Source organism: Trinickia sp. (assembly GCF_051954495.1).
Classification (GTDB): domain Bacteria; phylum Pseudomonadota; class Gammaproteobacteria; order Burkholderiales; family Burkholderiaceae; genus Trinickia.
In genome coordinates this window covers 1-24,024 of record NZ_JBQCHR010000191.1, presented here as the reverse complement: position 1 = coordinate 24,024, position 24,024 = coordinate 1, and the positions used below count along the sequence as shown (strand labels likewise).

26 protein-coding genes are annotated in these 24,024 nt (G+C 65.1%); 10 read left to right on the top strand and 16 right to left on the bottom strand.

What is annotated here, in order from left to right:
• Nucleotides 1-165: 165 nt before the first annotated feature.
• Together ACTHNR_RS26705 and ACTHNR_RS26700 are read right to left on the bottom strand one after the other, a co-directional pair.
• Nucleotides 166-588, bottom strand: a complete 423-nt coding sequence (locus ACTHNR_RS26705) for a DUF2244 domain-containing protein (protein WP_440551866.1) — start codon at nt 586-588, stop codon at nt 166-168.
• A 346-nt stretch (nt 589-934) separates the two neighbouring features.
• Nucleotides 935-1,906, bottom strand: a complete 972-nt coding sequence (locus tag ACTHNR_RS26700) for a methyltransferase domain-containing protein (RefSeq protein ID WP_440551863.1) — start codon at nt 1,904-1,906, stop codon at nt 935-937.
• 117 nt (nt 1,907-2,023) lie between these two features.
• Between ACTHNR_RS26700 and ACTHNR_RS26695 the strand changes: the two genes are divergently transcribed.
• Both ACTHNR_RS26695 and trmL read left to right on the top strand, forming a co-directional pair.
• Nucleotides 2,024-2,803, top strand: coding sequence for a ComF family protein (locus tag ACTHNR_RS26695; protein WP_440551870.1), 780 nt, complete (start codon nt 2,024-2,026; stop codon nt 2,801-2,803).
• 28 nt (nt 2,804-2,831) lie between these two features.
• Nucleotides 2,832-3,302 (top strand): tRNA (uridine(34)/cytosine(34)/5-carboxymethylaminomethyluridine(34)-2'-O)-methyltransferase TrmL, encoded by a 471-nt coding sequence (trmL, locus tag ACTHNR_RS26690; RefSeq protein ID WP_440551861.1) that lies wholly within the window; start codon nt 2,832-2,834, stop codon nt 3,300-3,302.
• Nucleotides 3,303-3,445: 143 nt separating this feature from the next.
• Here the strand turns inward: trmL and ACTHNR_RS26685 are convergent, their stop codons facing one another.
• From ACTHNR_RS26685 to ACTHNR_RS26670, 4 genes are all read right to left on the bottom strand, one after another.
• Nucleotides 3,446-4,474, bottom strand: a complete 1,029-nt coding sequence (locus ACTHNR_RS26685) for an NAD(P)H-dependent glycerol-3-phosphate dehydrogenase (protein ID WP_440551859.1) — start codon at nt 4,472-4,474, stop codon at nt 3,446-3,448.
• A 22-nt stretch (nt 4,475-4,496) separates the two neighbouring features.
• Nucleotides 4,497-4,973, bottom strand: a complete 477-nt coding sequence (gene secB, locus ACTHNR_RS26680; RefSeq protein WP_440551857.1) for a protein-export chaperone SecB — start codon at nt 4,971-4,973, stop codon at nt 4,497-4,499.
• A 148-nt stretch (nt 4,974-5,121) separates the two neighbouring features.
• Nucleotides 5,122-5,385 carry a glutaredoxin 3 gene (grxC, locus tag ACTHNR_RS26675; RefSeq protein WP_440551856.1) on the bottom strand — a complete coding sequence of 88 codons (264 nt, stop codon included), beginning with the start codon at nt 5,383-5,385 and terminating at the stop codon, nt 5,122-5,124.
• An 11-nt stretch (nt 5,386-5,396) separates the two neighbouring features.
• Nucleotides 5,397-5,807: a rhodanese-like domain-containing protein gene (locus tag ACTHNR_RS26670; RefSeq protein ID WP_440551855.1), complete on the bottom strand. Its 411-nt coding sequence runs from the start codon at nt 5,805-5,807 to the stop codon at nt 5,397-5,399.
• Between the two features lie 132 nt (nt 5,808-5,939).
• Here ACTHNR_RS26670 and gpmA point away from each other — a divergent pair, with 132 nt between their 5' ends.
• The 3 genes from gpmA to ACTHNR_RS26655 all read left to right on the top strand — a co-directional run bounded on the left by gpmA (nt 5,940) and on the right by ACTHNR_RS26655 (nt 9,324).
• The gene (gpmA, locus tag ACTHNR_RS26665) at nt 5,940-6,686 is read left to right on the top strand and encodes a 2,3-diphosphoglycerate-dependent phosphoglycerate mutase (protein ID WP_440551853.1); all 747 of its coding nucleotides are present in this window, start codon (nt 5,940-5,942) and stop codon (nt 6,684-6,686) included.
• A gap of 195 nt (nt 6,687-6,881) precedes the next feature.
• Entirely contained in the window at nt 6,882-8,423 is a 1,542-nt protein-coding gene (locus tag ACTHNR_RS26660; RefSeq protein WP_440551851.1) for a S41 family peptidase, read from the top strand.
• A gap of 127 nt (nt 8,424-8,550) precedes the next feature.
• Nucleotides 8,551-9,324: a HesA/MoeB/ThiF family protein gene (locus ACTHNR_RS26655; RefSeq protein WP_440551850.1), complete on the top strand. Its 774-nt coding sequence runs from the start codon at nt 8,551-8,553 to the stop codon at nt 9,322-9,324.
• Here the strand turns inward: ACTHNR_RS26655 and ptsP are convergent.
• The 7 genes from ptsP to ACTHNR_RS26620 all read right to left on the bottom strand — a co-directional run bounded on the left by ptsP (nt 9,301) and on the right by ACTHNR_RS26620 (nt 16,852).
• Nucleotides 9,301-11,055, bottom strand: a complete 1,755-nt coding sequence (gene ptsP, locus ACTHNR_RS26650; protein WP_440551847.1) for a phosphoenolpyruvate--protein phosphotransferase — start codon at nt 11,053-11,055, stop codon at nt 9,301-9,303. The two genes, ACTHNR_RS26655 and ptsP, sit on opposite strands and share 24 nt — an antisense overlap.
• A 267-nt stretch (nt 11,056-11,322) precedes the next feature.
• On the bottom strand, nt 11,323-11,592 hold the full coding sequence (locus tag ACTHNR_RS26645; protein ID WP_440551844.1) for an HPr family phosphocarrier protein: 270 nt from the start codon (nt 11,590-11,592) through the stop codon (nt 11,323-11,325).
• A gap of 39 nt (nt 11,593-11,631) precedes the next feature.
• The gene (locus ACTHNR_RS26640) at nt 11,632-12,159 is read right to left on the bottom strand and encodes a PTS sugar transporter subunit IIA (RefSeq protein ID WP_440551842.1); all 528 of its coding nucleotides are present in this window, start codon (nt 12,157-12,159) and stop codon (nt 11,632-11,634) included.
• A 217-nt stretch (nt 12,160-12,376) separates the two neighbouring features.
• A complete protein-coding gene (gshB, locus tag ACTHNR_RS26635) occupies nt 12,377-13,333 on the bottom strand; it encodes a glutathione synthase (RefSeq protein ID WP_440551839.1) in 957 nt (318 codons plus the stop codon).
• 69 nt (nt 13,334-13,402) lie between these two features.
• A complete protein-coding gene (gene gshA / locus ACTHNR_RS26630) occupies nt 13,403-14,692 on the bottom strand; it encodes a glutamate--cysteine ligase (RefSeq protein ID WP_440551837.1) in 1,290 nt (429 codons plus the stop codon).
• A gap of 274 nt (nt 14,693-14,966) precedes the next feature.
• On the bottom strand, nt 14,967-16,466 hold the full coding sequence (locus tag ACTHNR_RS26625) for an ammonium transporter (protein ID WP_440551835.1): 1,500 nt from the start codon (nt 16,464-16,466) through the stop codon (nt 14,967-14,969).
• Between the two features lie 47 nt (nt 16,467-16,513).
• Entirely contained in the window at nt 16,514-16,852 is a 339-nt protein-coding gene (locus tag ACTHNR_RS26620) for a P-II family nitrogen regulator (protein WP_020566534.1), read from the bottom strand.
• A gap of 377 nt (nt 16,853-17,229) precedes the next feature.
• On the opposite strand from ACTHNR_RS26620, the gene ACTHNR_RS26615 reads away from it, so the two are divergent.
• The 4 genes from ACTHNR_RS26615 (at nt 17,230) to ACTHNR_RS26600 (ending at nt 20,606) form a co-directional block, all read left to right on the top strand.
• Nucleotides 17,230-17,484, top strand: a complete 255-nt coding sequence (locus tag ACTHNR_RS26615; RefSeq protein WP_440551833.1) for an accessory factor UbiK family protein — start codon at nt 17,230-17,232, stop codon at nt 17,482-17,484.
• A 151-nt stretch (nt 17,485-17,635) separates the two neighbouring features.
• Nucleotides 17,636-19,291, top strand: a complete 1,656-nt coding sequence (locus ACTHNR_RS26610; RefSeq protein ID WP_440551831.1) for a YifB family Mg chelatase-like AAA ATPase — start codon at nt 17,636-17,638, stop codon at nt 19,289-19,291.
• Nucleotides 19,292-19,512: 221 nt separating this feature from the next.
• On the top strand, nt 19,513-20,034 hold the full coding sequence (locus tag ACTHNR_RS26605) for a hypothetical protein (RefSeq protein WP_440551829.1): 522 nt from the start codon (nt 19,513-19,515) through the stop codon (nt 20,032-20,034).
• Between the two features lie 44 nt (nt 20,035-20,078).
• Nucleotides 20,079-20,606 carry a hypothetical protein gene (locus tag ACTHNR_RS26600; RefSeq protein WP_440551827.1) on the top strand — a complete coding sequence of 176 codons (528 nt, stop codon included), beginning with the start codon at nt 20,079-20,081 and terminating at the stop codon, nt 20,604-20,606.
• A gap of 408 nt (nt 20,607-21,014) precedes the next feature.
• On the opposite strand, the gene ACTHNR_RS26595 is transcribed toward ACTHNR_RS26600, so the two are convergent.
• Nucleotides 21,015-21,518: a hypothetical protein gene (locus ACTHNR_RS26595; RefSeq protein WP_440551825.1), complete on the bottom strand. Its 504-nt coding sequence runs from the start codon at nt 21,516-21,518 to the stop codon at nt 21,015-21,017.
• 381 nt (nt 21,519-21,899) lie between these two features.
• Between ACTHNR_RS26595 and ACTHNR_RS26590 the strand changes: the two genes are divergently transcribed.
• Nucleotides 21,900-22,430, top strand: coding sequence for a TlpA disulfide reductase family protein (locus ACTHNR_RS26590; protein ID WP_440551823.1), 531 nt, complete (start codon nt 21,900-21,902; stop codon nt 22,428-22,430).
• 95 nt (nt 22,431-22,525) lie between these two features.
• On the opposite strand, the gene icmH is transcribed toward ACTHNR_RS26590, so the two are convergent.
• Nucleotides 22,526-23,746, bottom strand: a complete 1,221-nt coding sequence (gene icmH, locus ACTHNR_RS26585) for a type IVB secretion system protein IcmH/DotU (protein ID WP_440551821.1) — start codon at nt 23,744-23,746, stop codon at nt 22,526-22,528.
• 37 nt (nt 23,747-23,783) lie between these two features.
• A partial coding sequence (locus tag ACTHNR_RS26580; protein ID WP_440551819.1) for a hypothetical protein occupies nt 23,784-24,024 on the bottom strand: 241 nt, incomplete at its 5' end.

Here is a 24,024-nt window from a genome sequence, read left to right as displayed (position 1 = left end):
GGCGGGGCCGCCCGGACTATCGCCGACTGCCAAGGCGGCATGCGCGCTGAGCAGCCCGCACGACGCCAGCACGCCCATGAGGGCTCGCTTGATTGTTTTCATAGCTTCCTTACCCAAAATTTCCATTCAAACCCTCGCCCCCGCTTGACGTTCGGCCGATTCGACTCAACCGCACCGCGCCAGCGCCGCCCGCAGCTCGTTCGCGAACGGCGCGCGCCGGTAATGCGCGAGATGCACGCCGACCACGACCGTTTGCCCGCGCGATACGACCTTGACCGGATCGCGCGGCGACGCCCCGTGCTCGATCCGCACCCAGCGCGGATTGAATTCGAACTGCGTCACCCGCTGCGCGCTCACTTGTTCGATCACGAGCCGGTTCGGGTAGAGCCGGATGCGCTCGTAATCGACCGCATGACGCGCGTAAATCACAAACGCAACGCCGACCACCAGCAACTCGATACCGGTGAACGGTAAGACCGGCCACGCGCCGCGCACGAGAAGCGAGGCGGCGATGACCGTCGAAAACAAGGCCAAAGACGCATAGAACAAAACAAACTGCCGCGGCGAAACCGAGCAATTGCGTTTCATCAGCCAATCTCGAACGACCGGCTCCGCTTCCGTTCGCAGGGTTGTCGCTGCCACCGCCGCCTCCCGCGCATGCCGTCAACACACCGCGCTTTTTGGGGCCCGTCGCCCCGTGGTGTGGGGACCCCCGGGCGACAAACTGACGCATTATAGGCGCGTTCAATGGCATCCACAAGCAAACGGCTATCGGCCGAAAAGCCAGGCGCGACAAGCCTTTGCGCGCTTTTACCCGCGCTTTCGCGCGTCGTCTCGCTTACTGATTTCGACCATAACGGATGGGGACTTTACCTTCCGCGACAAAGCGTCGCAGGGCGAATTTTTTCGGTGCGACGCTTCGACGCGCATCGTCCTAGCTCGGACGCCGACGGCCGATGTCCTCCACCCGCACGATGGCGTGACCGTCGGCCGTCGTGCGCGGCACCGCTTTCCAGGCGTGTCCGTAGATCACCTCGAAGGTGAGCGCAATCGCGCCATCCGCTTGTCGCCGCGCCTGCAGCGCCTCGCACAGCGCCGCATGCAAGCGCCGCGCACGCCGCGTACCCAAGGCGTCGCTCGCGCCGTCGAGCCGATGCGGGTACGCGCCCCAGCGGCGCACATCGGCGAGCAGCGATTGGGGCGACCGGTAGGTGATCGTCAGCGTTTCCTGGTCCATCACGGGGATCTCGAACCCGCTTTCGACGAGCATATCGCCCAGATCGTGCATGTCGACGAAGTCGATCACATGCGCGGTGGCGCTCGCTCCGTGCGCCGCTTCCACCTCGGCGTAAGCGCCGCGCAGTTCGCGCAAGGTGTCGGGCCCGAGCGTGCTGAACATCAGCAGGCCATTGGGCTTCAGTACGCGCTGCCATTCGGGCAAGACGCGATCAGGCTGGGAATGCCAGTGCAGCGCCAAGTTCGACCAGATGAAATCGAACGCGCCGTCGGCGAAAGGCAGCGCCGCGAAATCGGCTTGCGCCAAACGCGGCCCGCGCACGCCCAGCGAGCGCTGCAGCGCGGCCGGCAGCAGACGGCGCCAGCCCGGATCGCTCACGGCTCGAGGCTGCGCGCGCAGCAACATCGCATGTGACAGATCGACGCCAACGAGCGGCGTTTCGGGAAAGCGCTCGCGCAGCAAGGGGAGATCGTCGCCCAGGCCGCAGCCGGCATCGAGCACGCTCGACGGGCTTGCTTTGATATAGTCGAGCCGCTCGCGCATCCGCTGCGAAATCTCGCGCGGCAGAAACGCCACTTCGCCGAACTGCGCCGCACGGCGATCGAAAATGCGCCGCACAAGTCGGGAATCGTAGGCCGGACGGCCGGACTTTGCGGAAGTAGGAGACATGGCGGTCGAACGAGCGAGGAGCCCGAAGTATACTCGCTCGCCTCGATCCGTCCAGCGAGGAAGGCACACATGGCGCATGCACCGAGCCCACCGGCAAGCCCGATTCCCGTCGGCCCTATGCGGGCTCATGGCCGCCTGCTTCGCGCTTGCGGGCGGCTGAAGCCGCTCGCGCGGCGCCTGGCCGGCGCGGCGCTGCCGCGCAACTGTCTGCTTTGCGGTCTATCTTGCGGCGAATTGCCGCAAGGCCCAATCTGCCGGAACTGCGATGCCGCCTATTGGAACGAGCCCCGGCTGCGATGCCAGGTCTGCGCCCTGCCGCTGCCTGGACCGCGCGTTCGGCGCGCCGGCTCGGACCGATATCGTTGCGCCGCATGCACGCGTACGCCGCCGCCGTTCGATGCGACGCTCGCCTTGGCCGATTACCGGCCACCGCTCGAGCGGCTGGCGTTGGGACTGAAGTTTCACTCGCGGCTAGCCGTGGCCCGCGAGTTCGGCAAGCGGCTTGCGCGCCTGGCCGAAGATCATGAATGCAGTGCGCGGCCGCCGGATATCGTCGCGCCGATGCCGCTCGCGCACGCGCGGCTCGTTGCGCGCGGGTTCAACCAGGCCTGGGAGATCGCTCGTCCGCTCGCCCGGGCCCTCGGCGTAGCAGCCGAACCGACGTTGCTGCGGCGCGTCGTCGATACCGCGCAGCAGTCGCGGCTCGACCGAGACGCGCGCCGGCACAACGTGGCCACGGCGTTTCGCGTCACGCGGCGCGTGCGCGGCTTGCACATCGGCCTCGTCGACGACGTCATGACGTCGGGCGCGACGCTCGAGGCCGCCGCGCGCACCTTGAAGGCGGCGGGCGCTCGACGCGTGACGAACTTCGTCGCGCTGCGCACGCCGCAAGACTGATCCCGTTTCTCTTAGTCGTATAGCCATCATGTTCAACGTCGTTCTCGTCGAACCCGAAATTCCGCCGAACACCGGCAACGTCATTCGTCTGTGCGCCAACACGGGGGCTCGACTGCACCTCGTCGAGCCGCTCGGCTTTCCGCTCGACGACACGAAAATGCGTCGCGCCGGCCTGGACTATCACGAGTACGCGCAGATGCGCGTGCATAAGGACTGGGATTCCCTCATCGCCGGCGAGGCCCCCGACCCTGCCCGCATGTTCGCCTTTACGACACGGGGGTCAGGGCGCTTTCACGATCTGCGTTTTTCGCCGGACGATTGGTTCGTGTTCGGCGCCGAAACGCGCGGGCTGCCGGCCTCGTTGCTGGAGCGCTTTCCGAACGAGCAGCGCGTACGGTTGCCGATGCGGCCCGGCAACCGCAGCATGAACCTCTCGAATACAGTCGCCGTGGTCGTATTCGAGGCGTGGCGTCAGGCCGGCTTCGAAGGCGGCGCCTGAGCTCGGGTGAACTCGGCGTCGTATAGGCGCAGCATGGCCTCGCCGGAGCAGGCGAAGACGATCCGGGTGAAATTCGGGGAAGAGACGGTGCGGCGATGACGGTCCTAACCGCGACGCGCGCGAAAGCGTTCGCGCGTCGCCATTCAACTCGCCGAGGGCTTCGCGCCCGGCGATTCGGCGCGTGCGTCGCGGCGCAGCAGCGCATCGACGGCGTCGCGGGGCGCCACGCCCTCGAACAGCACCGCGCACACCGCTTGCGTGATCGGCACATCGACACCGTGTGCCCGCGCGATCGCCAGCACGGCCTTCGCGCAGCGCACGCCCTCGGCAACGTGGCCAAGCCCGCCGAGAATATCGTCGAGCGTACGACCCTGCGCCAACTGCAAGCCCACCGTGCGATTGCGAGACAGATCGCCGGTGGCCGTGAGGATCAGATCGCCGAGGCCCGTCAAGCCCGTGAACGTTTCGGCGCGGCCGCCAAGCGCCGCGCCCAGGCGCGACATTTCGGCCAGCCCGCGCGTGATCAGGGCCGCGCGCGCGTTCATCCCGAGCGCGAGCCCGTCGGCGATGCCCGTCGCGATCGCCAGCACGTTCTTGACCGCGCCGCCCACTTCCACGCCGATGACATCGTCGCCCGTATAGATGCGCATCGCCCCGTGATGAAACGCCGACAGCGTCCGCTCGCGGCAAGCAGCCGACGCGCTGGCGACCGTCAATGCGACCGGCAAGCCCTGTGCGACCTCTCGGGCGAAGCTCGGCCCGGAAAGAACACCGTTGCTCGCATGTCCGGCGAGTTCGGTCGCGACGACCTGATGCGGCAACAACTGCGAATCGGCCTCGAACCCCTTGCACACCCAGACGAAGTGCGCGGGCACGCACCGCGCCTCATCTCGCATGGCGCGGCACAGCGCCCGCAATCCGGCCACCGGCGTCGCCACCACGACGAGCGCCGCGTCGTCGGCCGCATGCGCAAGCGCAGCCGCCAAATTCGCTTCATAACGCAGCGCGCCCGGCAAAGCGACGCCGCCGAGGTAATGCGTATTCTCGCGCTTGGCCGCAAGCTCGGCGACGAGCGCCGCATCGCGCGCCCAGAGCACCGTGTCGTGCTTGGGGGCGAGATGCGCCGCGAGCGCGGTGCCCCACGCCCCGGCCCCGAGTACGGCAACCTTCATGAACGGCCCCGCTCTCGTGCGCTCAATGCTGCGTGGCGCCCGCTGCCGCGCCGCCTTCCTGCTGGGCGCTCATTTGCGCCAGACGCTGCTCGTAGAGCGCTTGGAAGTTGATTTCCGCCAAATGGATCGGCGGGAAGCCGGCGCGCGTAATCGCATCGGCGATGTTCGAACGCAGGTACGGGAAGATGATGGTTGGGCAAGCGATGCCGACGAGCGGATCGATCTGCTCGTCGGGAATGTTGCGGATATCGAAGATGCCGGCCTGCTTGGCTTCGATGAGGAACGCCACCTTGTCGTTCACCTTGGCCGTCACCGTGCCCGTCACGATGATTTCGAAGATGCTTTCGGCCAGACGCTCGGCCTTGACGTCGACTTCGACTTCGACCGACGGCATATCCTGCTCGAGGAAGATGGCGGGCGAATTGGGCTGCTCGAGCGACAAATCCTTCAGATAGACGCGCTGAATGTTGAAGAACGGCTGATTGTTCTGGTCCGACATGGTGACTCCGTGGATGAATGGCGCCGCGGCCGTTGGCTAACGGCCGCCTGCGTGCGGGTGGCGCCGAGCCGAAACTCGGGCGCATAGCCTTGAAAGCGTTGCGGTGAACGGGGCCGCGACGCTCGCGCGGCCGGCCTCGTCCTGCCTGTTACTGCGCCTGGCCGAGCAGCGGCAGCAAGCCGCCGGCGCGGTCGAGCGCGGACAGATCGTCGTATCCGCCGACGTGCGTATCGCCGATGAACACCTGCGGCACCGTGCGGCGCCCGGTGCGCGTCATCATTTCCTCGCGACGGGCCGGGTCCTTGTCGATCAGGACTTTTTCGATATGCTGAACGCCGCGCGACTTCAACAGACGTTCGGCCATCTGGCAATACGGACACACCTGCGTGCTGTACATGACGACGGAATTCACTCTCGCACTCCTTACTTGACGACCGGCATGCCGGCTTGCTGCCAGGCGTTCAACCCGCCTTGCAGCACGTGGACCTCGGTATAGCCCGCCGCCTGAACGATGTGCGACGCCTTGTTCGACTGCTGCCCCGTCTGACAGACGAGCAATACCGGCGTAGCCTTATTCTTCGCGATTTGGCCGATTTTTGCTTGAAGCTCGTCGAGCGCGACGTGCCGGGCCGCCGGCAAGTGGCCGGCCGTGTAGTCGGCCGCCGTGCGCAGATCGACGACGATCGCGTTGCGGCGGTTGATGAGCTGCGTCGCCTCGGCGGTGGACAGGCCGCCGCGGCCGCGCCCGGCGATGACCGGCCAGAGCAGCAGCGCGCCCGAGATCACGAAGGCCGCGAGCAGCACGAGGTTGGTGTAATCGGTGAAAAACGTCACGGGTATCCGCCAAAAGTGAATAAAAACAAACGGGCAATCCGGCCATTATAAAATAACCGTTTGACGCGATGGCGCTCGTCCGTTCGGCCAGCGCCTTCGCTGCCAAGCGCTTCCTCACTACCGACCGAAATCATGCACAAGCTCGTTCTCATCCGCCACGGCGAATCGACGTGGAACAAGGAAAACCGTTTCACCGGCTGGGTCGACGTCGACCTCACCGAGCAAGGCAATCGCGAAGCCGCTCAAGCGGGCCTTCTGCTCAAGGAAGCCGGCTACACGTTCGACATCGCCTACACGTCGGTCCTCAAACGCGCGATCCGCACGCTCTGGCACGTGCAGGACCAGATGGATCTGATGTATATCCCCGTCGTCCACTCCTGGCGCCTGAACGAGCGTCACTACGGCGCGCTCGCCGGGCTGAACAAGGCCGAAACGGCGGCCAAATACGGCGACGAACAAGTGCTGGTCTGGCGCCGCAGCTACGATACGCCGCCGCCCGCGCTCGAGCCGACCGATTTGCGCGCGTCCTACGACGATCCGCGCTACGCCAAGGTGCCGCGCGCCGAACTGCCGCTCACCGAGTGCCTGAAGGACACGGTCGCGCGCGTGCTGCCGGTCTGGAACGAATCGATCGCCCCGGCGCTCAAGGGCGGGAAAAAGGTGCTCATCGCCGCGCACGGCAATTCGCTGCGCGCGCTGATCAAGTATCTGGACGGCATTTCCGACAGCGACATCGTCGGCTTGAACATTCCGAACGGCGTACCGCTCGTCTACGAACTCGACGAAAACTTGAAGCCGATCCGCCACTACTACTTGGGCGACCAAGCGGCGATCGCCGCGGCGCAGGCCGCCGTGGCCAAGCAAGGCAAGGCCGGCTGACGCGCCGTCCGAACTCGAGCGGACAGGCGCTTTGGCCGCGCCCGTCCGCTGCTGAACCGAACCGATCGCCCCGGCGCCGGTCCAATTTCCGGCCGCGTCGATCGCGCTCGCCGCCCGCTACCCGGTCGAGCAGTTATACTTGACCGTCCTTCGCCCTCGGCGCTCACACCCCGTTTCCCGACCGCACCAGACTCTATGCGCACGAAACTCAAGAACATCGGCTTGATCGCCGCTGGCCTCGCCACCGGCGTTTTTGCGACGCTGCAATTCTCCGCCGCCGCGCAACAGCAAGCCACGGCGCCGTTGCCGCTCGATCAGTTGCGTCTCTTCGCCGAGGTGTTCGGGCAGATCAAGCACGACTACGTCGTGCCGGTCGACGACAAGAAGCTGCTGACCGAGGCGATCAAGGGCATGGTTTCGAGCCTCGATCCGCACTCGTCCTATCTCGACAAGACCGATTACCAAGAGCTGCAAGAGCAGACGAAGGGCCGGTTCGCGGGGCTCGGGATCGAGATCTCGCAGGAAGACGGCCTCATCAAGGTCATTTCGCCGATCGAAGACACGCCCGCGTTCCATGCCGGAATCCGTCCGGGCGATCTCATCACGCGCATCAACGACAAGCCCGTGCGCGGCATGACGCTCGACGCCGCCGTCAAGCAGATGCGCGGCGAACCGGGCACGAAGGTCACGCTCACGATCTTCCGCAAGAGCGACGACCGCACGTTCCCCGTCACGGTCACGCGCGCGATCATCCGCGTGCAAAGCGTCAAGACGAAGGTGCTGGCCCCCGGCTATGCTTACGTGCGCATTACGAGCTTCCAAGAGCGCACCGTGCCCGATCTCGCGGCCAAGCTCGGCGACATCGCGCGCGAGCAGCCGAATCTGAAGGGCCTCGTGGTCGATCTGCGCAACAACGGCGGCGGCCTGCTGCAGAGCGCCGTCGGCGTGGCCGGCGCGTTCTTGCCGCCCGATTCGGTCGTCGTCTCCACGAACGGCCAGATCGCCGATTCGAAGCAGATCTACCGCGACACGTACGATAACTATCGCTTGCCGTCGTTCGACTCCGATCCGCTGAAGAACCTGCCGGCCGTCTATAAGACCGTGCCGATGATTGTGCTGACGAACGCCTATTCGGCGTCGGCTTCCGAAATCGTCGCGGGCGCCCTGCAGGATCAACATCGCGCGTTGATCATGGGCAAGACGACGTTCGGCAAGGGCTCCGTGCAAACCGTGCGTCCGCTGACGTCGGACACGGCGCTGCGTCTGACGACGGCTTACTACTACACGCCGAGCGGCCGTTCGATCCAGAACAAGGGGATTCGCCCCGACGTCCCGGTCGACCAATACGCCGAAGGCGATCCGGACGACGCGCTCGTCACGCGCGAGGTCGACTACTCGAATCACCTCGCCAACACGCAAGATCCGAACGAGAAGAAGGAGCAAGAGCAGCGCGAGAAGGATCGTCTGCAGCAGCTTCAGCAGCTCGAAGAGCAAAACGACAAGAAGACGCCCGAGCAGCGCGCGAAGGATCGCGATCGCAAGCCGGTCGAATTCGGCTCGGCCGACGATTTCATGCTCCAGCAAGCCTTGAACAAGCTCGAAGGCAAGCAGGTGCAGCTGTCGAAGTCGATCACCGAGCGCAAGCTCGCCGAGAACAAGCCGCCGCGTTCGGCCTCGGCGCCTGTCGCCGTCAAGCCGGCGTCGCCGGCCCAGGCCGCTTCCGCGCCGAGCAAGTAACCCCGCCGCACCCGGCCAGCCTTCGCTCCTTTCCTGCCCCCGCGCCGCTGTCCGCGCGAATGGGGCATCGGGGCGAAGGCGCCGCCTCTCGGCGCCCACGCACGCGTTCTTTCCCCTGCGCGCCGCCATGAACGACGATCAGCTTCTCCGCTACTCCCGCCATATCCTCGTCGACGAGATCGGCATCGAAGCGCAGCAACGCTTTCTCGATGCGCATGCGATCGTCGTCGGCGCGGGCGGCCTCGGCTCGCCGGCCGCCATGTATCTCGCCGCGGCGGGCGTCGGTACGTTGACGCTCGTCGATGGCGATTCGGTCGACCTCACCAACCTTCAGCGACAGATTCTGCACGTCACGGCGTCGGTGGGACGCAAGAAAGTCGAATCGGGCCGCGAGGCCATCGAACGGCTGAACCCGGAGGTACGCGTGCGTACCGTCGATGAGCGCGTCGACGATGCCTGGCTCGACGCGCACGTCCCCACCGCCACCGTCGTGCTCGATTGCACCGACAACTTTGCGACGCGCCATGCGATCAACCGCGCATGCGTTGCGCACGGGATACCGCTGGTATCGGGCGCGGCGTTGCGTTTCGACGGACAGATCAGCACGTTCGACTTCCGCGACGAGGCATCGCCCTGCTACGCGTGCGTCTTTCCCGAGGATCAGCCGTTCGAAGAAGTGGCTTGCTCGACGATGGGTGTCTTCGCGCCGACCGTCGGCATCATCGGCGCGATGCAGGCGGCCGAGGCGCTGCGCGTGATCGGCGGCATGGGCCAGACCCTCACGGGCCGGCTCATGATGCTCGATTCGCTGCGGATGGAATGGACGACGATGAAAATCGCGCGTCAGCGCGACTGTCCCGTTTGCGCGGACCGCGGCTCAAGCCTGAGCCAGACACCTTAGCGCGGCTTGCACTTCCTCCGGCTCGAATGCGGCCAGCACGTCGGCGGCGGGTTTCTCCAACGCCGATAGATTGGCGCGCAGGATCTCCTGCTTCACGAGCAGCAGCTGGCTCGGGTGCATCGAGAATTCGGTGAGCCCCATGCCCAGCAGAAGACGCGTGAGTTGGGGATCGCCGGCCATCTCTCCGCACACCGATACCGGCACGCCGGCACGCTTGGCTTCCCGCAGCGTGAAAGCGATCAAATGAAGCACGGCCGGATGCAGCGGATCGTACAGATGCGCGACGGCGTTATCCGCGCGATCGATCGCCAGCGTGTATTGAATCAGATCGTTCGTTCCGATCGACAGAAAATCGACGCGCTTCAAGAACAGCGGCAACGCGATCGCGGCAGCGGGAATCTCGATCATCGCGCCAATGCGCACGCCCGGATCGTACGGCATGCCGGCGTCGTCGAGCTGGCGTTTCGCCTCACGGATGAGATCGAGCGTTTGATCGATTTCCTGAGCGTGGGCCAGCATCGGCACGAGGATTTTCACCTGGCCGTACGCCGAGGCGCGCAAGATCGCACGCAGCTGCGTCAGGAACATCTGCGGCTCGGACAAGCTCCAGCGAATCGCGCGCAGGCCGAGCGCCGGGTTCGGCGCACTCTCGTAGCCGTCGACGCCGATCGCGTCGAGCGGCTTGTCGGCGCCGACGTCGATCGTGCGGATAGTCACCGGCAAGCCGCCCATCAGTTCGACGGCCCGCTTGTAGGCTTCGAATTGCTCCTCTTCCTCCGGCAGCCGATCCTTGTGATTCATGAAAAGGAACTCGGTGCGGAATAGGCCCACGCCGACCGCCCCGGCCTCGACGGCCGAGCGTGAGTCCTCGGGCAGCTCGATGTTCGCCAGGAGGGAAATCTTCGTGCCGCACAGCGTCTGCGTCGGCGAGAACTTGAGCCGCTGCAGTTTCTTTTGTTCGAGCAGCTTTTCGCTTTGCCGATACGAATACTCCTCGAGCACGATCGGCGCGGGATCGACGATGACGATGCCGTGATCGCCGTCGACGATGATCAAGTCGTCCTGGCGGATCAGCGCGCTCGCGTGCTGCACGCCCACGGCAGCAGGAATGCCGAGGCTGCGCGCGACGATTGCCGTGTGCGATGTGCGGCCGCCCAAATCGGTCACGAAGCCTTGGAACGTTTGCGTCTTGAACTGCAGCATGTCGGCCGGCGAGATGTCGTGCGCGACGACGATCATGTCGTCGCCCGCGTGCGCGTTCGCGCCGTCGACGAGCGCGGCCGCCGACGGGGCGCCGGCGAGCGCCTTCAAAATGCGCTCGACCACTTGCTGCACGTCGGCCTTGCGCTCGCGCAAGTACTCGTCCTCGATGTCGTCGAAGTGGCGCGAAAGCCGTTCGAGCTGCTCGGTCAGCGCCCACTCGACGTTGTAGCGCCGCGTGCGAATGAGGTCCATCGTCTCTTGGACGAGCATCGCGTCGTTCAGGATCATCGTGTGGACGTTGATGAACGCCCCCACTTCGCTCGGCGCGTCCGCCGAAAGATCCTCGCTCAAGCGGTCGAGCTCGCTCTGCACGGCCTTCAAGGCGGCGCGCAAGCGCTCGACCTCGCCTTCGATCTGCGGCGGTTCGACGAGATAGTGATCGACGTCCAGCGCTGCAGGCGCGATGAGATAAGCGCGCCCGATCGCGATGCCGCGTGACACCGGAATTCCATGCAGCGAGAACGACACGCCTACCTCCTAGAATTGTGTGATGCCGAAAAGAACCGCTGCAAATGAGTGCTATGACCCTAACGCGAGATTATAGATTCCAGAGGTGACCCCTGACTGCGTGCGGTGCAGCATGGCCGAGGGCGAACAAGGCGGCGAATGCACATGCACGCGCCCCGGAACACCGCGTGCGGCCCATCGCCGCGAAATGAAAACGCCGCGGCAAGCCGCGGCGCGTTCCTCACTTGGGGCGACGCGTCGTGGCGGACGCGAGCCTAACTCGAGCACTCATTGTCCTTCGCCAAATTTGTCGGCGATGAGTTTGAGCAACGCATCCATCGCGTCCTGCTCGTCGGGGCCTTCCGTCTCGATCGTCACCGTGCTGCCGATGCCGGCCGCCAACATCATCACCCCCATGATGCTCTTGGCGTTGATTCTGCGCCCGTTGCGCGTCATCCAGATCTCCGCTTGGTAATTGCCGGCAAGCTGAGTGAGCTTGGCCGACGCACGTGCATGCAAACCCAATTTATTGACGATCGTCGTATCTTTCTGAAGCATGTGTGCTCGTCCTGAAAAGCGAAGAGAGGAGATTCGGTATCAGTGCTCGGCGCCGGACGCACTGGGCGGTTGCCCCCCGGTTTCGCCCGTGCTCGCCCCGGGGCACGATGCAATGACCGGTACGCCGGGCGCGGTGCACTCGGCGTCGCCCTGCGCCTTGCCGTCCTGGCCCGGAGCGACGAGCGGCCCAATCGCATGGATGCCCTTGCCCGCGCCCGCGAGCGCCTTTTCGACGAGCGTATCGAGCTCGCAGGCCCGGTAGCAGACGCCGCGCACGAGCATCGGCAAATTGACCCCGGCGAGCACCCGCACGCCGGGCGTCGTCGCAAGGCGGCTCGCGATATTGGCGGGCGTCGCGCCGAACATGTCGGTCAGCACGAGGGTGCCGTTGTCCTCCCGCAAGCGCTCGATCTCGCTATGCGCCAACGCGACCACCTGCACAGGATCGCTGTCGGGCAGCACGTCGATCGCGCCGATGCGGGCGGGCAACCCGCCGTAGATATGCGCGACGCATTCTTTCAACGCCGAAGCGAGCGGCGCGTGCGCGATGATCAATATGCCTGCCATGTCAGTCTTGCAACGAAAAGCGCCGCATAGGGCCGGATCCGAACGGCCGCGCTTGCCGGGTGCGAGCACGCCGCGGCGCGCGAGCGCCAGCCGCGGCATGGCTGCCGCGCCTTTCGCGCTCCTTTCGCACCGCTTGCGAGCGAACCGTCTCAGGAAACGTTCATTGTAGCAGGCCCGTTTTCCGTCGAATGGAGAGCTCGCCCGGGGCGGGTCTGGATCAGGCCACCGCCCGTTCGAGCGCGTCGACGAACATCGCTGCGACGTCGAAGCCCGTTTGATCCATGATTTCGCGAAAGCAAGTTGGACTCGTCACGTTCACTTCGGTCAACCAATCGCCGATCACGTCGAGCCCGACGAGCAGCAGGCCCCGGGCGCCCAGCACGGGGGCGAGGGTATCGGCGATCTCGCGATCGCGCGCGCTGAGCGGCTTGGCGACGCCGAGCCCGCCCGCCGCGAGGTTGCCGCGCACTTCCCCGCCCTGCGGGATGCGTGCGAGCGAAAACGGCACGCTCTGCCCGCCGATCAGCAAGATGCGCTTATCGCCCTCGGAGATTTCGGGGATGAACTTCTGCGCCATCACCGAGCGCACGCCGTCATGGCTGAGCATTTCGATGATCGAACCCAGGTTCATGCCCTCGCGCGTGACGCGGAACACGCCCATGCCGCCCATGCCGTCGAGCGGCTTCAGAATGATGTCGCCATGCTCCGCGTGAAACGCGCGCAGCCGTGCCGCGTCGCGCGTCACGAGCGTGGGCGAGACGAATTGCGGGAATTCGCCGATCGCCAGTTTTTCCGAGTGATCGCGAATCGTCTGCGGTTTGTTGAACACGCGCGCGCCCTCGCGCTCCGCCAGTTCGAGCAGCCAGGTGGACGTGACGTATTCCATGTCGAACGGCGGGTCCTTGCGCATCAGAATCGCGCCGAACGACGTCAGCTTGCGATGCTCGTGCGGGCCGTTTTCGTGCCACGGGTGGCGGTGCAGGTCGGCCGTGTCGCCCACGATGTCGACACGGCGCACCGTCGCTTCCACGTGGGCCGAGGTCCAGGCCAGATGCTTCGGCTCGCACGCGTAGACGACGTGGCCTCGGCGCGCGGCCTCGGCCATCATCGCGTAGGTCGAGTCCTTGTAGATCTTGAAGTGCGCGAGCGGATCGGCGATGAAAAGAATGTCCATGAAACCCCTGCCCGAATACGGGCTCCCCATTCGTTGAAATGTCGACGTCGACCGCGCGGGCCGAGGCCATCAGACCTGGATTGCTTCCGGGTCCGTCTTCTCGAGTTCGACCGACGCGGCGAGCAGCGCGAGCCGCGCCACCACGCCGTACATGTAGAACCGGTTGGGAGGCGCCGCACCGGGCTTGGCGTGCGCATCGGGCAACGCCGTGTGCTCGAACCCGAGCGGCACGAAATGCATGCCGGGCGCGTTCAGATTCTGATCGCGCTCGCGGCTGCCGTGCACGCGGTAGAAGCCGCCCACGACATAACGGTCGATCATGTACACGACGGGTTCCGCCACCTCCTCGCCGATACGCTCGAACGTATAGACGCCCTCCTGCACGATGACGTCGTGCACCTGCAGCCCGTCCTTGGTGGCCGACATGCGCGAGCGCTCGCCCTTCGTGAGGTTGGCCACCTCCGATGCATCGTGCACGGTCATCACGCCGCGCCCGTCGGTGCCGGCATCGGACTTGATGACGACATACGGCTTTTCGGTGATCCCGTACTCGCGGTACTTGCGCGCGATCTTCTTGATGACTGCGTCGATCGAGTCGGCCAACGCCTCTTCGCCCGTGCGCGCTTCGAAGTCGACGCCCTCGACGTGGGCGAAGTACGGATTGACCATCCACGGATCGATCTCGACGAGCTTGGCGAATTTCTTCGCGACGTCGTCGTAGCACGAGAAGTGCGTCGACTTGCGGCGTACAGCCCAGCCCGCATGCAGCGGCGGCAGCAAGTACTGCTCGTGCAGGTTTTCCAGCACGGGCGGCAGTCCCGCCGACAGATCGTTGTTCAGCAGAATCGAGCAGGGATCGAAATTCTTCAGGCCGAGCCGGCGCTGCGTGCGCTCGAGCGGCTCGAGGACGATTTTTTGCCCGTCCGCCAAGGGGATGGTCACCGGGCCGACGATGTTCTCGTCGAGCGTGCCGAACCGGACGTTCAATCCCGCCTGCCGCATGATCATGGCCAGGCGCGCGACGTTTTCGAGGTAAAACGCGTTGCGCGTGTGCCGCTCCGGAATCACGAGCAGGTTCTTCGCGTCGGGGCAGATCTTTTCGATCGCGGCCATCGCGGCTTGCACGGCGAGGGGCAGCACCTCGTTCGGCAAATTGTTGAAGCCGCCCGGAAAGAGATTCGTGTCGACCGGGGCGAGCTTGAAACCGGCGTTGCGCAGATCGACCGAACAATAGAACGGGGGCGTGTGCTCCTGCCATTCGAGCCGGAACCACCGCTCGATCGCCGGCGTGGCGTCGAGGATTCTCCGCTCGAGATCGAGCAGAGGACCATTTAACGCCGTAACTAGGTGCGGAACCATTGATAACTCGATGAACAGGGGAGAAAAAGATTGTAGAGCAATTGCCCTGCCGATTTGGGGGTGGTCCGGCCGAACGCAAGGGCATTCGGGCAGGGCGGTTTCTATTGACCCGATAGCGGATATGGTCGTTCTAGCACGGGAGTGCCGGGCGCACCAATAAAAAAGCCCGCCGAAAGGCGGGCAAAAGTCGCTGCGCTTAGATTCGATACGGATGAGGCGCCGCTCGCGCGCGCCGGCGGGTAAGCCCGCCGGGCACGTCGGCGGCCCGTCTCGATTATTCGACGTGCTCGCCGTGCAGCACCACGTCGAGACCTTCGCGCTCTTCTTCCTCGGCCACGCGCAGGCCGATCACGAGATCGATGACTTTGAGCAGGACGTAGCTCAGTACGCCGCTGTAGATGACCGTCGTCAGGACGCCCTTCGCTTGCAGGATGAGGCTGCCATCGAAACCGCCGATGTCCTTGACCGCGAAGATGCCGGTGAGCAGCGCGCCGATGATCCCGCCCACGCCGTGCACGCCGAAGCAATCGAGCGAATCGTCGTAGCCGAGCTTCATCTTGAGCCACGTGGCCGACCAGAAGCAGACGCCGCCGGCGATGAAACCGATGGCGATCGAACCGCCGACGCCGACGAAGCCCGAGGCCGGCGTGATCGCCACGAGGCCGGCGACGGCGCCCGATGCGATGCCCAGCGCCGAAGGCTTACCCTTGGCGATCCATTCGACGAACATCCAGCCAAGCGCCGCGCAGGCCGTGGCCACTTGCGTCGTCAGCATCGCGAAGCCCGCACGGCCGTCGGCCGCGACGGCCGAGCCGGCGTTGAAGCCGAACCAGCCCACCCACAGCATGGCCGCGCCCATCAGCGTCAGCACGAGGTTGTGCGGCGCCATTGCTTCACGGCCGTAGCCGACGCGCTTGCCGAGCACCAGAGCGCAGACGAGGCCCGCGATACCGGCGTTGATGTGAACGACCGTGCCGCCGGCGAAATCGAGAATACCGGCGGACGAGAGCCAGCCCGTCGGTTCCCAGACCATGTGCGCGATCGGCGAGTAGACGAGAATCGACCACAGCGACATGAACACGAGCATCGCCGAGAACTTCATGCGATCGGCGAACGCGCCCGTGATCAGGGCCGGCGTGATGATCGCGAACGTCATCTGATAGACGAAGTAGACGGTCTCGGGGATCGTCGTCGCGAGATGGCTAACCGTCAGCGTCGTCGCCTTGTCGCCCTTGATGTAGTTCATCCCGGACAGGAGCACGCGCGAGAAGCCGCCGATGAAGCCGTTGCCCGGCGTAAAGGCGAGGCTGTAGCCGATCACCGTCCAAATCAACGTGACGGCGCAGGTGATGGCGAAGCTTTGCATCACCGTGGCCAGGACGTTCTTCTTGCGGACCATGCCGCCGTAGAACAGCGCGAGGCCCGGGATCGTCATGAACAGCACGAGCGCGGTGGAAGTCAGCATCCAGGCGGTGTCGCCCGAGCTGATCTTGGAGGAGTCGACCGAGAACGGGGCGGTCGGTGCGGCAGGCGCTGCTGCCGCGGCGGCAGCCGATGCATCGGGCGCGCTAGCGGCCGAGGCGGCGCTCGTTTGGGTGTCCGCCGCGGGCGTGGACGCAGCCGCGGCCGCGGGGGCGCTCGCTTGCGCGTCGGCGGCAGGCGCCGATGCTGCGGCGGCCGCCGGGGCCGACGCAGCGTCGTCGGCGAGCGCGGCTCCGATGCCGCCCGCCAGCAGCGAGGCGGCCATCGCCAAGGACATCAATAGTTTGCGCATCTTCGGTTTCCTCTATGTCGCTATGTCTTCGAATTTCGAATGTCGAATTACAGGGCGTCTGCGCCCGTTTCCCCGGTGCGGATGCGGATCACTTGCTCGATCGGCGTGACGAAGATCTTGCCGTCGCCGATCTTGCCCGTGCGGGCCGCGCGTTCGATCGCCTCGATCGCTTGATCCACGATGTCGTCCGAGACGGCGGCTTCGATCTTGACCTTGGGCAGAAAGTCGACGACGTACTCGGCGCCGCGATAGAGCTCGGTGTGGCCTTTCTGGCGGCCGAAGCCCTTTACTTCGGTGACGGTAATGCCCGACACGCCGATCGCCGACAACGCCTCGCGCGCTTCATCGAGCTTGAACGGCTTGATGATTGCGGTAATGAGCTTCATGAAAGTCCCTCTGTTCGTTGCGAAAACTGTGTCGCCGGGCGCCGCGCCGGACTCTTGGCCGGCCTCGGGCGCCAGCCCCCGAATCGTGCGGCCACAAAAAGCAACAGTCGTGCCATGCGGTATCCAACGGGCGATTGCGCGTCGGCGCGAGAAGGGGGGCGAAGCCGGCCGAACGGCTAACGACGGCCTGCCGTGCTGGCGTGGCCCCGTGATCGTTGCTAGAGTGTCCGCACGCCTCGCAATCGGGGTACGCACCAACGGCGCTCGTCCATGCACGAGCGCGCGCCCGGTCTCGCACCAAGTTCGGTCATTCGTGCGTCATCGGCGCGAGTTGAGAACACGGCTGCACATTTTTTGTGCAATGAAGGGGAAGCAAAATGAAGCAAGCGACTGATTTCTTTCAGGATTTCCAGAATCGCATGAGCGAGCTGCTGAAGAATTCGCCCGCGAAAGACGTCGAGCGCAACGTGAAGGCCATGCTCTCGCAGGGCTTCTCGAAGCTCGATCTCGTCACGCGCGAGGAATTCGATACGCAAACGCAAGTGCTGCTGCGTACGCGCACGCGGCTCGAAGAGCTCGAGCGCCGCGTGGCCGAGCTCGAGCAGCGGCTTGCCGCATCGCAAGAGTCGTAACGCCCGTCAGTTGCCCGCAAGCACCGCCCCGGTGCTTCGCCCACGCAAGCGGGCCATCGCCTAACGACGAATTGCCGCGCCGCGCCTTCTCAAGCGCGGTCGCCCCTGCATGACGGCCCCTCTCGGATGCCGTCCGATCCGGAGAGATGCCATGTCGCTTGCCGTGGTGCGCTCGCGCGCGCCGGCTGCCGGCCGCGCGCCCGAAGTAACCGTCGAAGTTCATCTTGCCAACGGGTTACCGTCATTTTCGATCGTCGGCCTGCCCGATCTCGAGGTACGCGAAAGCCGCGAGCGCGTACGCGCAGCGCTGCAGAATTGCGGCTTCGACTTTCCCGTTCGCCGCATCACCGTCAATCTCGCGCCGGCCGATTTGCCAAAGGAATCCGGGCGCTTCGATTTGCCCATTGCGCTAGGCATCCTCGCCGCGAGCGCGCAAATTCCGCCCGATGCGCTAGGCGAACGAGAGTTCGCCGGCGAGCTTTCGCTGACCGGGGCGCTGCGGCCCATGCGCGGGGCTTTCGCCATGGCGTGCGGCACCGCGCGCAGCCGGCGCGACATGCCGCCACGGGCGGGATCATCGAGGCAGGAGGCGGCGCCCGATCGATCCGCCGATCCAGTTGCTCGCCTATCGATGGCGTCTTCGCCTCCCGTCTCCCCTCATTCACCCGACGCGCCCACCGATTTGCCCGAACTCTATCTGCCTGCCGCCAGTGCAAGCGAGGCAGCGCTCGTGCCGGGTGTCGCCGTTTTCGGGGCGGCGGACTTGCCCTCGCTGTGCGCTCATCTGTGCGGCGAGCGCGACGCCCTGCTTGCGCCGATCGCGCCGCCCCAGACAGCGCAGGCCAACGCACGAGCGTCACGCCCCGACATGGCCGACATCATCGGTCAGCACGGCGCGCGCCGCGCGCTGGAAGTCGCGGCGGCTGGCGGACACCACGTGCTGATGGTCGGGCCGCCCGGCGCGGGCAAGTCCATGCTGGCGGCACGGTTACCAGGGTTGCTGCCGCCGATGACGGACGAAGAAGCGCTCAGCTCCGCAGCGCTGCTCTCCGCCAGTGCGCTCGGTTTTTCACCGGCGCAGTGGCGACAGCGGCCGTTTCGCGCGCCGCACCATTCGTCGAGCGCGGCGGCGCTCGTCGGCGGACGCAATCCGCCGCAGCCCGGAGAGATCACGCTCGCCCACTTGGGTGTTCTGTTTCTCGATGAGTTGCCCGAATTCGACCGCCATGTGCTGGAGATGCTGCGCGAACCGCTCGAAGTCGGCAGCATTACGGTTTCGCGCGCCGCGTTGCAGGTCGATTTTCCCGCGGCTTGCCAACTCATTGCAGCGATGAATCCTTGCCCGTGCGGGTGGCGCGGCGACCCCGGCGGTCGTTGCCGCTGCACGCCTGAAATCGCCGCACGCTACTTACGCAAGCTGTCGGGACCGCTCGTCGACCGCATCGATATACAAATCGAGCTGCCTGCGCTGACGCCCAACGAATTGAGCGCCCGCGCGGCGGAAAACGGCGAGGCAAGCGCGGTCGTCGCCGCGCGCGTGGCGCGGGCGCGCGAACGCCAACTCGCCCGCCAGGGCAAAACCAATCGCGACCTGGACGGCCGAGAGGCGGACGACGTTTGCCGGCTCGACGCCGAGGCCGAGGCATTGCTGCGCGAGGCCTGCGAGCGCTTTCAATGGTCCGCGCGGGCCTACTACCGGGTGCTGAAAGTCGCCAGATCGATCGCCGATCTAGCCGACGCCGAACGCCCCAGCGCGGCACACATTGCGGAAGCGATCCAATACCGACGGGTGCTTGCGGCGCCGTGAAATTCGAACTCAAGAATTAGCCGCGCATGCCGTAAAACACACGCTGTCCCCAAAATCGCCGGCCGCTTCTGAGCCGGCTGCCGGCGCATAAAGCCGATAACAGACCTGACAATAAAGGGGTATTTGCCGTGCGCGTCACCCATGCAAAGCGACTGCTTGCACTCACCTTGACTGTGGCCGGGGCACTTTCGCTTTCGGCGTGTATCTCCCCGCAGCACTATGTGGACCCCAAGCTCGGCGAAACGCAGATGTCGGGTTTGAAAAAGCCGACCGACCCGCAGCCGATTCAGATGCTGTTCGAATTTAGGACGAAGGGTGTCGCCAACGCCAGAGCGACCACAGCGGTCAAACCGCGCGTCGAAGCGGAATTGGCGAAGTCGGGACTTTTTAGTGCGGTGTCGGCCGAACCGGTCGCGTCGGGACGCAAACTGGCCATCTCGATCGACAACGTCGAGCCCGAGGGTCAACGCGCCGGTCAAAAAGGTTTTGCTACGGGCCTCACACTCGGATTGGACGGCAATACCATTAGTGACGACTACGTCTGCACTTTCACCTATCTCGAGCCGGGCCACGAACCTGTAACACAAGAGGTGCGCCATACGTTGTATACGACGATCGGCATCACAAACCCGCCTAAGGGGCTGACGCCGGCGCCTCTAGCCGACGCGTTCGCAACGGTCATCCGGCAGGCCGTGGATAAAGGCCTCGCGGAAATCGACCAAGCATCGGACATCGCCCAATGAAGCTTCGAACTCTAATCTCGAAGCAAGGAACACGATGCCTTGCCGTGTCGGCGCTCACGGCGTGCACGGTGGTTCTCGCCGGCTGCGCGATTCCGCGTCCGCTTCCAGAATATCAGGCAAGCCTCGTCAACCAGCAGTCGCTGTCGCGCCTTCCGCGCGGCGCCCACTACCGAGTCGAAGCGGTTGGCGAGCCGAGCACCATCGAGAATTCGGTGCGCGCCTACCGGATCACCGCCCCTGGTCGCGGCTCGTGGGGTGCCTATCTGCACGATGGAATCCGCAACGAGTTGACCACTTCAGGGAACTACGACGCGAACGCCGCTTCCGCGATCAAGGTCACGTTGCTCGCTGTGCAGCTGCACGATGGCAATGCGCACCTGACGGCCCGATTCGTCGTCGAACAAGGCCCGCAAGTGCGCTACGACAAGACTCTGCATGCGGATGGGCGCTGGCGTACATCCATGATGGGAGCGATCGCCGTCCCCGCCGCGTCGCAAGGCGCAGCGGCGATCTTCCAAAACCTCCTGAACCAATTCTTCAGCGATCCGGACTTTGTAAAGTCGGGCGCGTAGCAGCCCACCGCTGGCCGCGCGACGAGGCGTGTCTCTGGGCGGACCAGGCGCCTTCGTCGAGCCGTCGCCTCAAAAAAATCGCTGTCAAGACTTGACTTATGCACATACACGAGTTTTCGCGCCTCCGACGATCGTTTGAAGGCAGTGCGCGAGCACCCTTTCATAAGGTCATGATTTTTCAATAATTTTCCAGCTGCCACGTTTGAAGGCAACGGAAGGCGAAGCCCACTGTACGGGCTTTTCCGCCAAGGTCAGCGGACTTCTCAACAGAGTTATCCACACCGTCTGTGGATAGCCTGAAAACCTACTATAAATCCGGGGATTAGCTGGGTTTCTTGCGACGGAACTTTCGCTCGTTTGCCCGATCGGCAAGCGCGCGCGGTGCGCGGATAGCAACGGGCTCCCGCCCTATTGCAGCTTCAGCGACCCGAAAAACTGGTCAGTCTGCTCCTGCGGCGGCGCGTGCGCGGCGACGATCGCCGCCTGATACACGTGCCGCCCCCGCCCCGCTATCCATGCATGGATGGTTCGCTGCTCATGCGCCTGTCCGGCGGACCCAGTCGCCGTCACTTCGACGCCAGGCTCGCTGGCCCCGCTCGACACCGGCACTTGGACGGGCCGCTCGACCGGCGAAGCGTCGACGTTGCGGGCCAGCGCGGCGCGCAGCGTGTCGACCACCGCTTGGCGTAGCCGCGGGTCGTCGCTCGGCAAGTCGATCGATGCGATCGCAAACACAGCACCTTGCGTATGCGCGGCGCGCACGTGCATCGGCAAGGAGCGGCCGGCAATTTCAACGCCGCGCTCGTCGATGGTCGGCTTGGCCGGGAGGTCGATCGAGTATCCCTCGGCTGAATCGGTCACGGTCCGCCAGTTGTAGGCCGGGGAACAGGCCGTGGCCAGGCAAACGCCCATCAGAGCGCCAAGCACGGTCGACGACAGGCGCCACAGGGGCGAAGGCCGTGACAATATCGCCGGGGCCAGTCGACCCGGCGATCGCTGGCGGGGGATTTTGCCCGCACCGAAAAAGGGAAAACGCATAAACGAGGGGAGCCTTAGGTCCGAGGGAACGACGAACTCCGAATTATCTACGATCGGGTCGCGTAGACATCGGACCATCGGACCATCGAGCCCTTCGCCGGCGCCGTCGCACGGCCGAACACGCTGCTTCCGGCAACGCCTTCTGCGTCGCCACGCGAATGACGCTAAAATAGCGGCGCTGCATCGCCTCGCCCGGACGCCTGCCGACAAGCCGTCCGCCTAGCCGAGTGCGATCACCCGTACGAGGTCGTATTCATGAGCCCAACTCCCGCTTCTTCCGCCCGCCGCGCCAGCCCGGTCCGCTATCTTGCGTTCGCCGCGGCGGCCGTCGCCATCGCGATCGCCGGCTACTTCGCGTTCGGCAGCAGCCAGCGCGTCCCCGATGCGACCTTCACGCTGCTGTCGGGGCAAAAGATGACCACGGCCGACCTGAAGGGCAAGGTCTATCTGATCAACTTCTGGGCGACCGACTGCGAAACGTGCATCAAAGAGATGCCGCAGATGGTCGACACGTACAACCGCTTCAAGGGCCGCGGGCTCGAATTCGTCGCCGTGGCGATGAAGTACGACGCGCCGATGTACGTCGTCAACTACACGCAAACGCGCCAGTTGCCGTTCAAGGTGGCGATGGATGACGGCAGCGCCGCGAAAGTGTTCGGCAATGTTCAAATGACGCCGACGACGTTCGTCGTCGACAAGAACGGCACGATCTTGAAGCGCTACGTGGGCGAGCCGCAGTTCGCCGAACTCGATCAGCTGCTGCAAAAGGCGCTCGGCTCCGCGTAAGTCCGGCGCGGCCCCTACCCGGCCGCGCACTTCGACGCACTTCGACGCACTTCGCGTTCCCTGCCGAGCGCATCTGACCGCAAGCCGGATCGGGCTTAGCGCCGCACGACGATTTCAACGCGCCGGTTCTGCGCCCGTCCCTGCGCGGTGCGATTGTCGCCGACCGGATCGGCATCGCCTTTTCCCGAAACACGGATACGCTGCGGCGGCACGCCCGCCGCGATAAGGCGCTGCGCGACCTGCCACGCTCGCGCTTCGGACAACGCCTGATTGGACCGCTGATCGCCCGCTTTAGCCGGGATGCCGTCCGCATAGCCCACTACTTCGACACGCGTTTGAGCGTTCGAGGCCACGAGCTCGCGCCCGATGCTCCCCACAATGGATGCCGCCCATTGCGCGGCCGCCGCTTCGCCCGAGGCGAACATGCCGAGTATCCGCACCGAAAGCGTCATGCCGCCCGCATCGTTCACCAGCATCACGCTCCCCGCCGCGATTTCATCGTGAAGATGCTTCGCGAGATATTGGGCCAAGCGATCATGCATCGCCGATGCGCTACGGTCGCGCGTGTAGGCGAGCCATCGATCCACGCCGGCATACCCCGACGCGCCGATCAACAACGCGACGACCACGCCGGCGACGATCCACCTGCGTCTCCTCTGAGCCGCCTTCGGGCGAACCCACGGATCCACCGATCGCCTTGGCGGTGGCGGAACGAAATGGCTGATGCCGCCCGCGCTCAATCCGCCGGTGACGACCACTTCATGCACTTGTTCTCGCAGCGCCTGCAAACGGGCCCGTCCGCCAGCCTCGAAGCGGCAGCGCCCCTGAAAGCCGAGATCGAGCACGTTCTGGAATACTTCGATCAACTCGAAGTGCTCGCGAGGATCGCGCAACGCTTCCTCGATCAGCCTGAAGACGCGATCCCCGCCTTGTCGATCATGTCCCGCGACTGCCGCCAGCCCATTCGCCTCCCAGTCGACGCCGCCGCTTTGTGCGCGGCCCCAGCTCGTTTGCATGGAGGCCTCATCGAGCGCCGTGCAGAGACAGTAACTGGCTGCCCTCGCATGTTCAGCGCGGAGCCCGAGCGCCGAACACACTTTGGCGAAGAGGCTCACCTCTTGTTCGAGACATTGACGCAACTGCGCCGCGGCATCGGCATCTAGCCTGCGCGGCATATCGGCCAATGCCAGCAGCAGGCCGCGCGCGGCATCGAGTAGCGGATTGGCGGCGCGCTCGGCGGCTCGTACGCGCGCGGCCAGGGGCATCGCAGCGAACGCGGTGCTTGGGCTGCGCGTATCGGTCAACGCGAAGGTCATCGAATGGTTCCTTACTTGGTTCGCATGTTTAACTTGGTTAGCGCGACTGACGCGATGCGTCCGCGGGCAACGGGACCTTTCCACTCGGCAATCCCGGCGGCGGGCCGCTATCGCTTAAATTGAACGTCGGCATCGAGGTCGGGCACTGGAACGTCGAGAGCACATCGCTCGTGAGCGGATTGGCTACGCTGGCCGCGCTCACAACGTCCAGCGCCGCCTTGCGCCCATCGAATTCGAACGCCACGCGCGTACGGCCGAGCGTGGCCGTCTCCACCACG

Coding starts and splice junctions, on each gene's coding strand:
- ACTHNR_RS26705 (WP_440551866.1), bottom strand. CDS start 588: ATGAAACGCAATTGCTCGGTTTCGCCGCGGCAGTTTGTTTTGTTCTAT.
- ACTHNR_RS26700 (WP_440551863.1), bottom strand. CDS start 1,906: ATGTCTCCTACTTCCGCAAAGTCCGGCCGTCCGGCCTACGATTCCCGA.
- ACTHNR_RS26695 (WP_440551870.1), top strand. CDS start 2,024: ATGCGGGCTCATGGCCGCCTGCTTCGCGCTTGCGGGCGGCTGAAGCCG.
- trmL (WP_440551861.1), top strand. CDS start 2,832: ATGTTCAACGTCGTTCTCGTCGAACCCGAAATTCCGCCGAACACCGGC.
- ACTHNR_RS26685 (WP_440551859.1), bottom strand. CDS start 4,474: ATGAAGGTTGCCGTACTCGGGGCCGGGGCGTGGGGCACCGCGCTCGCG.
- secB (WP_440551857.1), bottom strand. CDS start 4,973: ATGTCGGACCAGAACAATCAGCCGTTCTTCAACATTCAGCGCGTCTAT.
- gpmA (WP_440551853.1), top strand. CDS start 5,940: ATGCACAAGCTCGTTCTCATCCGCCACGGCGAATCGACGTGGAACAAG.
- ACTHNR_RS26660 (WP_440551851.1), top strand. CDS start 6,882: ATGCGCACGAAACTCAAGAACATCGGCTTGATCGCCGCTGGCCTCGCC.
- ACTHNR_RS26655 (WP_440551850.1), top strand. CDS start 8,551: ATGAACGACGATCAGCTTCTCCGCTACTCCCGCCATATCCTCGTCGAC.
- ACTHNR_RS26645 (WP_440551844.1), bottom strand. CDS start 11,592: ATGCTTCAGAAAGATACGACGATCGTCAATAAATTGGGTTTGCATGCA.
- ACTHNR_RS26640 (WP_440551842.1), bottom strand. CDS start 12,159: ATGGCAGGCATATTGATCATCGCGCACGCGCCGCTCGCTTCGGCGTTG.
- gshB (WP_440551839.1), bottom strand. CDS start 13,333: ATGGACATTCTTTTCATCGCCGATCCGCTCGCGCACTTCAAGATCTAC.
- gshA (WP_440551837.1), bottom strand. CDS start 14,692: ATGGTTCCGCACCTAGTTACGGCGTTAAATGGTCCTCTGCTCGATCTC.
- ACTHNR_RS26625 (WP_440551835.1), bottom strand. CDS start 16,466: ATGCGCAAACTATTGATGTCCTTGGCGATGGCCGCCTCGCTGCTGGCG.
- ACTHNR_RS26620 (WP_020566534.1), bottom strand. CDS start 16,852: ATGAAGCTCATTACCGCAATCATCAAGCCGTTCAAGCTCGATGAAGCG.
- ACTHNR_RS26615 (WP_440551833.1), top strand. CDS start 17,230: ATGAAGCAAGCGACTGATTTCTTTCAGGATTTCCAGAATCGCATGAGC.
- ACTHNR_RS26610 (WP_440551831.1), top strand. CDS start 17,636: ATGTCGCTTGCCGTGGTGCGCTCGCGCGCGCCGGCTGCCGGCCGCGCG.
- ACTHNR_RS26595 (WP_440551825.1), bottom strand. CDS start 21,518: ATGGGCGTTTGCCTGGCCACGGCCTGTTCCCCGGCCTACAACTGGCGG.
- ACTHNR_RS26590 (WP_440551823.1), top strand. CDS start 21,900: ATGAGCCCAACTCCCGCTTCTTCCGCCCGCCGCGCCAGCCCGGTCCGC.
- icmH (WP_440551821.1), bottom strand. CDS start 23,746: ATGACCTTCGCGTTGACCGATACGCGCAGCCCAAGCACCGCGTTCGCT.